General features: G+C 71.9%; 3 protein-coding genes. 1 reads left to right on the forward strand and 2 read right to left on the reverse strand.

What is annotated here, in order from left to right; translation table 11 throughout:
* Nucleotides 1–102 precede the first annotated feature (102 nt).
* Nucleotides 103–2739, reverse strand: coding sequence for a fibronectin type III domain-containing protein (locus AB0M11_RS35270; protein WP_365712233.1), 2637 nt, complete (start codon nucleotides 2737–2739; stop codon nucleotides 103–105).
* Nucleotides 2740–2874: 135 nt separating this feature from the next.
* Nucleotides 2875–3426, reverse strand: a complete 552-nt coding sequence (locus AB0M11_RS35275) for a DUF1697 domain-containing protein (protein WP_365712234.1) — start codon at nucleotides 3424–3426, stop codon at nucleotides 2875–2877.
* Between the two features lie 270 nt (nucleotides 3427–3696).
* Between AB0M11_RS35275 and AB0M11_RS35280 the strand changes: the two genes are divergently transcribed.
* Nucleotides 3697–5922 (forward strand): MMPL family transporter, encoded by a 2226-nt coding sequence (locus AB0M11_RS35280; RefSeq protein WP_365712236.1) that lies wholly within the window; start codon nucleotides 3697–3699, stop codon nucleotides 5920–5922.
* Nucleotides 5923–6173: the final 251 nt, after the last annotated feature.

Genomic DNA, 6173 nt, shown 5'->3' on the forward strand with positions numbered 1-6173 from the left:
GTGAACGCCTCGTGGCCGTGGCCGGCACTTGGTTCAGCGTCGCGGGCCGCGAAGGTGTCACACCCGGCGCTTCACCGGTTCACACATCCAACGCCCCGTCCCTCATGGGGTGGTTGACGACGCGGTGGTGGCGGTGACCGTGGCCGCCGGACCGACGCCTGCCGCGGTCACCGCGGCGACGGTCACGGTGTAGCGGGTGCCCGGCCGGAGCCCGCCGATCACCCGGAACATGCCCTTGGCCGACGGCCGGGTGACCAGGACGTCCCGGCCGGTGACGTCGATCGGGGCGCGGCCGTCGGAGACGGTCACCCGGTAGCCGACGACCTCGGCGTCGCCGGTGGTGGCCGGCGGGGTCCAGGCGAGGGTGGCGGCGGTGGCCGCGGTCCGCAGTTTCGGGCCGGTCGGTGCGGCCGGGAGGATGCTCACGGCGGTCGCGGCCAGCGGCGCCGAGGCGAGCGAGGGTGCGCTCTCGCCCTGGGCGTTGCGGGCGGTGACCGCCACGGTGACGGGGCCGTCGGCCGGCACGCCGAGGCGGATCAGCGCGGTCCGCTTGAACTCGGCCGCGGTGGTGCTCTCCTCGCCGACCTGGCGGCCCGTCGCGTCATAGGCTCGGGCCGTGTAGCCGGTCACCGGGGAACCGCCGTCCGCGAAGGCCGGGTTGAAGGTGACCCACAGCGCGTCGGGGCCGGCGGTGCTGGTGCCGACCCGGGAGGGCGCCTCGGGCACGGAGCTGGCGCCGGTCCGGCGGTCGAGCAACTGCCGGTAGGCGGGCTGGAGTCCGGCGTCGTCCAGGACGGTCGACGGTACGTCGGCCAGCCCCGTCATGATCCGGTTGCCGCTGGTGACCAGGCCCTTGTTGTCGCCGTCGGCCGTGCCCTCCTCCCACCAGTTCTCCTTGACCAGGGTCGGGTCGTTGTTGCCGAGGCCGTCGCGGTAGTCGGTGTGCCGTGACGCCACGTTGGCGTAGGAGGCGTTGTAGAGGACGTTGCCCTCGACGGTCTCGTAGGTGCAGCCGTTGTCGGTGTAGACGTTCTTGCCGAGGCCCCACTGGTCGTGGATGACGTTCCCGGTGACCTTCTCGCCGTCGGTCAGGGAGGTGCCGGTCAGGCCCTGGGTGTAGACGCCGCCGCCGTCGTCGAGCATCTGCATGTAGTCGAAGATCAGGTTGTCGGTCACGGCGTTGTCGTGGCTCGGGTTCGCGGTGGCCGGGTCGCCGATCTTGTCGGGCCAGCCGCCCCAGCCCAGGGAGACGGCCGAGTAGCCGACGTGGTCGATCTGGTTGTGGGCGATGGTGTCGTGCTGGGTGTAGCCGTTGAGGATCGCTACCCCGCCGTGGTACTCGCGGGGCAGCCCGTAGAGGTGGTTGTCGGTCACCTGGACGCCGGCGGCCGGGGTGCGGCCGTCCACGCCGCCGATCTCGACCCCGTTGCCGGAGATGTCGGTGAAGATGCTCCCGCTCACCGTGGAGTCGGTCGATCCGGCGCCCAACTCCAGCCCGGCCGCGCCGAGATGGGCGAAGACGTCGTCGCTGAAGTCGATGTGCCGGCCGTAGGCGAAGGACACGTTGCCCGGCATCTTCGTCCAGGACGCGAACGGGCAGGTGCCGCCCTCGACGTACTGGCACAGCCCCTGGGTGGCCCAGCCCCTGTCCCCGGTGATGGTGTAACCGGCCTGGATCTCGGAGAAGCCCTCGGCCGTGGACGGGGTCAGCCAGGTGGCATAGCCGAACTCGACGCCGCGGAAGGCGATGTCGTGCACGGGCGCGTCCGCCGTGCCCCGCCCCTCGACCAGCTTCTCGGCCGCGGCGGCCTCGACGTCGGCGCTGCCGAGGCGCTCGCCCTTGCGGGGCAGGTAGTAGACCCGGTGGGCGCTGCGGTCGAGGTACCACTCGCCGGGCTGGTCGAGGAGTTCGTAGGCGTTCTCGACGTACGACGGCCTGCCCCCGTTGGTGAGCCTGCCCGGCCCGACCATGCTGACGGTGCGGCCGGGGATGTCGGGGAACTCGACGCGTTTGTTGGAGTTGTCCCAGCAGGGCTGGGTCATGGTGATCGTGGTGCCCTCGGCGGAGGCGATGCGGCAGCGCGGCTCGGTCCACTGGCCGAGGCCGTTGCGCTCGATGTTCCAGAGGGCCTCGCCGCTGGTGTACACGAACTCGGCGTCGGCGGGGTGCTTCCAGTGGGCGATCGTGTCGGAGGAGGCGGTGTAGCCCGTGGCGGTCTGGGTGAGCGTCACCGGGACGGCCCCGCGGGCCCGTTGGGCACGCACTCCGTCGACGTACAGCTGCCGGGTGTCGCCGAGCCCCCGGGGCGCCGGTGCGGACCACAGTCCGGGCCGGCCCGGTACCCGGTGCCAGCCGGTGACCCGGCGCCCGCCGCTGATCAGGGTGGCGTCGCCGGTGCCCTGCCAGATGATGGTGTGGCCGTCGGAACCGGAGTCGCGGGCGTCGAGGACGAGCGGCTCGGTGCGGCGGTAGGTGCCGGGGGCGAGGTGGACGGTGAGGTCGGCGCGCAGGTGCGCGGCCCTGGCCCGGACCAGATCGCGGGCGCGGTCCAGGGTGCGGACGGGGTGGCGGGCGGTGCCGTCGGCGTGGTCGTCGCCGGCGGGTGCCACGTAGACGTCGGAGGACGCGCCGGCGGCGGTGCCGGACCTGGCAGCCGAGGCCGGCGCGGCGAGGCCCGGGGTGCCGAGCGCGAGGGCGACGACGAGGGTGACGAGGGCGGCTCTTCGGTGCGTGGGCATGTACCCCTCCCGCGGGATCAGCCTGTACCCAACGCCCGGAAAGGTAGGAGCATTTGGATGCCCCAGTCAATGAATGTGACGAGATCGCTCGCCTCGATCCCGTGAATCTCCTTGATTCATCCGATCAGCGTCGCGTCACGCTCCCGCGGCCGTCAGCTCCACCAGCTTGACGACCGTGTTCCAGTTCCGGGTCGTGGCGATCAGCCCCTTGTGGACCCGGGGCCGGGCCAGCGCCTCGGCGAGCTTGGAGCGGCCGAGGCCGTCCGGGGCGTACAGGTACAGCGCCCGGTCGCCGAGGCGGAACTCCTCGGGGAGGTGGGCGGCGGGGTCGATGTCCGCGTAGCGCTCCGGGGCGACCGGCTCGGAGAGGTAGGTGACGTGCAGCTGCCGGGCGGCCAGCTCGGCGGCCGGGAACGGGCAGTCGGCCATGACCGCCCTCAGGTAGGCGTGGTCGCGGACGAGCACGTCGACGAGGAAGCCGAACCGCTCCTCGATCGCCTTCGTCAACTCCGCCGCCAGCGACTGCGCGTCCCCGTGCCCGGTGGTGAAGACGGCTTGGCCGCTCTGCAGGTAGGTGGCCACGGAGTCGTACCCCAGGCCGGTCATCAGGGTGCGCAGTTCGGCCATCGGGAGCTTCCTGTTGCCGCCCACGTTGATCCCGCGCAGCAGCGCCGCATACGTCGTCATTCGAACACCTTAGATCGGCCGTCGTGCAGGGACGTCCCTGATCACCACCCCCGAGACGGGTGGACAGATGTAAGGGCCCGGCATCCTCCCCGGCGACGAGAGGCGGTCGCCGTACTTCACCGGACAGCACGAGGAGTCGGTCGTGTCCGGCCCATACCTTCGAATCGAACGAAGCAGGTCGGGAAGAGACCGTGGCGGCCGGAGGCCGTCACCGCACACGAGGGGGGCGATTCCGTCATGGATCCCGTGAGAGGGAGCAGAGAGACGCGGGTGCGGGGGCTGGCCGCCCGCGCCGGCGGCTGGAGCGCCCGGCATCGCTGGGCGGCCGTCGGCATCTGGGTGCTGTTCGTCGTCCTGGCGATGGGACTCGGCTCGGCGGCCGGCCGGGTGGACGTCGACAAGAGCGACCAGCTCAAGGGCGAGACGCACACCGCGGCGAAGATCATCGATGACGCCGGCATCAAGGAACCGGCGAGCGAGACGGTCCTGATCCAGTCCGGGGACGGGTCGCTCAGGGCCTCCGACGCCGCGTTCCGGGCCGCCGTCACGGACGTCATGAAGGCCGTCGACGGCACCCGCGAGGCCACCGGCGTCACCTCGCCGTACACCACCGGGACCATCTCGAAGGACGGCCACAGCGCACTGGTCCAGTTCGACCTGCGCGGCGACGCCGAGACCGCGGGCGACCGGGTCCAGCCGGTGCTGGACGCGGTGGCGGGGGCGCAGAAGGCGCACGGCACGCTGCGGATCGAGGAGATCGGCGGCGCCAGCATGGACAAGCAGTACAGCGACGCCTTCGGCAACGACTTCCAGCGGGCCGAGTACTCCGCCGTGCCGGTGGCCTTCGGCATCCTGCTGATCGCCTTCGGCGCCCTGGTGGCCGCGCTGCTGCCGGTGGGTCTGGCGATCACCGCGATCATGGCGACGATGGGCCTGATGGGCCTGGTCAGCCACCTGCAGCCGATGAGTGACACCGCCAACTCCGTGATGCTGCTGGTCGGCATGGCGGTCGGCGTCGACTACTGCCTGTTCTACCTGCGCCGGGAGCGCGAGGAGCGGGAGGCCGGCCGCGACGCGGACGCCGCGCTCAGGGTCGCCGCCGCCACCAGCGGCCGGGCGATCATCGTCTCCGGGGTCACGGTGTGCGTGGCCATGGCGGGCATGCTGTTCACCGGACTCGCCGAGTTCGAGGCGATGGGCCTGGCCTCCCTGATGGTCGTCGCGGTCGCCATGGTCGGCTCCGTGACCGTGCTGCCCGCGCTGCTCTCCCTGCTGGGGCACCGGGTCGAGAAGGGCCGTATCCCCTTCCTGCGCCGCCGTGGGCGTGCCCAGGGGCCGTCCGGGAGCCGCTTCTGGACGGCCGTCCTGCGGGGTGTGCTCGCCCGGCCGCTGGTCTCCGTGGTGGTCGCGGCGGGCGCCCTGCTCGCGGTGGCCGCGCCCGCCCTCGGTATGAAGACCTCCCAGCTCACCCTGGACCAGGAGTTCGGGAACTCGCTGCCGATCGTGCAGACCTACGACCACGTCAACCAGGCCTTCCCGGGCGGCTCCGAACCGGCCGAGGTGGTCGTCAGGGCCAAGGACATCAACGCGCCCGAGGTCAGGCAGGCGCTGACCGACTTCAAGGAGCGGGCGATCAGTTCGGGCGCCTCGCGCGGCCCGGTCGACATCAAGCTGCACGACGCCCAGAACGTCGCCCTGGTCACCGTGCCGCTGGTCGGCGGCTCCGACCTGGACAAGGCCGGCGAGAGCCTGCGGAAGCTGCGCGACGAGGTACGGCCGGCCACCCTCGGCAGGGTCGACGGCGTGCAGGCGCCGATCACCGGGAACGTCGCGGGCAACCAGGACTTCAACGACCAGCTGCTCGGCTCGGTCGTCCCGGTCTTCGCCTTCGTGGTCGTCTTCGCCTTCCTCCTGATGCTGCTGTCCTTCCGCTCGCTGACGGTCGCGATCACCTCGATCCTGCTCAACCTGCTGTCGGTGGGTGCCGCCTACGGCATCCTCGTCGCCGTCTTCCAGCACGGCTGGGGCGCCTCGCTGGTGGGTGCGCAGGGCGTCGGCGCGATAGTCACCTGGCTGCCGCTGTTCCTCTTCGTGATCCTGTTCGGCCTGTCCATGGACTACCACGTGTTCGTGGTCTCCCGGATCCGCGAGGCCCGGCTGCGCGGCCGGTCCACCAGGGACGCGATCCAGCACGGGGTGGTCACCACGGCCGGGGTCGTCACCAGCGCCGCCGTCATCATGGTCGCCGTCTTCGCGATCTTCGGCACGCTGTCCATGCAGTCGATGAAGCAGATGGGCGTGGGCCTGGCGGCCGCGGTCCTCATCGACGCGACGGTGATCCGCGGCGTGCTGCTCCCGGCGGTGATGGCCCTGCTCGGCGAGCGCAACTGGTACCTGCCCAGCTGGCTGCGGTGGCTGCCGGACCTGACCCACGACGAGTCGCCGGAGCCGGTGGCGCCGACCCGGCACGGTGAGCACGACCGGCTGCCCGTCTAGCGACATCCTGCGGGAACACCCCCTGGTACAGGGGGTGTCGGCCTCCGGTGCGGCCGACGTGCCCTGTCGGCCACCGGTCCCTCGACTCCGAGTCGCCGCACCTGCTTGGCATCGGCCTCAATGCCGCCCCCTCCCGAGACGCCGGATCGCCCTGGCGGGGGTGCCGGGTGCCCGGCCCCCCGACCCCGGCCCCCCGGGGGGGGTGCCGGCCCCCCCCGAAAAGCACCCCCCGCACCCCCACAAAAAAGGGC

It is taken from the genome of Streptomyces sp. NPDC051987, assembly GCF_040680735.1.
Lineage (GTDB): Bacteria > Actinomycetota > Actinomycetes > Streptomycetales > Streptomycetaceae > Streptomyces.